The organism is Synechococcus sp. H60.1, assembly GCF_047462335.1.
Classification (GTDB): Bacteria; Cyanobacteriota; Cyanobacteriia; order Thermostichales; family Thermostichaceae; genus Thermostichus.
Window position 1 is genome coordinate 1 of record NZ_JANSJA010000086.1, and the last position, 1,198, is coordinate 1,198.

Sequence of the window (1,198 nt, forward strand, 5' to 3'; positions counted from 1 at the left end):
GGCGACCTCGCCGTCGGCGTGCGCCAGCGCAACCTGAAACTCTATTACACGCACTACTTCGCTAATCAAGACGCGCTCCAAGAGAGGCAAAGTGCCGAACGCGCCTCCGAACTGCAGGGACGCGACTACCGCGAATTCAGCGCAACAGGCATAGACCTCGGCTTCCTGTGGCGACCGACGGGCGATCAGACCTACACGCTCGCACTGGTCGTGGAGAACTTCGTCGAGCCGAACATCCGCTTCCAAGCGACCGACCGCAACGGGCAAATTTTCAACTTCAAGCCCCTCAAGCGCACCTACAACGCGGGCGTCGCCGTTGAACTGGAGACAGGCTCGCTGATTGCGGTGGACTTCATCGACATCGGCAATAACGCGGGCAAGGGCGAGATTCGGCTGGGCTACGAGCAGCGGCTGGGCAGAATCGCGCTGCGCACGGGCTACGCCTCCAAAACGGGCTGGACGGCTGGGCTGGGCATCGGCGGGTTCAACCTTGCCTACTCCGATACGCTGCCTGTGGTCGTGTCGCGCACACTGAACTTCTGACGATGCCGTTTATCTCGCGCAACCCGTACACGGAAGAGGTCATTCGGGAGTACCCGACCGACGACTGGGAGACCCTTGAGGAGCGTTTGGCGGGCGCGCGCTATGCGTTTTTGCATTGGCGCGAGACCACCGTCGCCGAGCGCGTGCGCGCGCTGCAAGTGATGGCGCGCGCCTTCCACAAGGACACCGATGACTTCGCCGTCGAAATCACCCGCGAGATGGGCAAGCCTATCAAGCAGGCGCGCGCCGAAGTCCAAAAGTGCGCGCGCCTGTGCGAATACCTCGCCGAAAACCTGGAATCGATGCTCCAGCCCATCGAGGTGGAGACCGACGCGCGGAAAAGCTACATCGCCTTCCAGCCGCTGGGGGTGATTTTGGCGATCATGCCGTGGAACTTCCCGTTCTGGCAGGTGGCGCGTGTGGCGATCCCTGCGATTGCCGCAGGGAATGTGGTCGTGCTGAAGCCCGCGCCCAACACGCCCACCTGCGCCCGCGCCTTCAAACACGCGCTCGATCGCATCCACTTCGACTACTCCTTGTTCTACTTGGCGTTTGTGGAGACGGAGCAGGCGCCCGACCTCATCCGCCATCCGCTGATCTCGGCGGTGACCTTCACGGGCAGCACGCGCGCGGGACGCGAAGTGGCGCGTATCGC

2 protein-coding genes are annotated in these 1,198 nt (G+C 63.1%); both read left to right on the forward strand.

What is annotated here, in order from left to right; all coding sequences use genetic code 11:
- Positions 1 to 543 (forward strand): conjugal transfer protein TraF (gene traF / locus NW852_RS04670; RefSeq protein ID WP_414426497.1); only part of this gene is annotated, 543 nt, incomplete at its 5' end.
- Between the two features lie 2 nt (positions 544 to 545).
- Positions 546 to 1,198: aldehyde dehydrogenase family protein (locus NW852_RS04675; protein ID WP_414426498.1), on the forward strand; the 653-nt coding region annotated here is incomplete at its 3' end.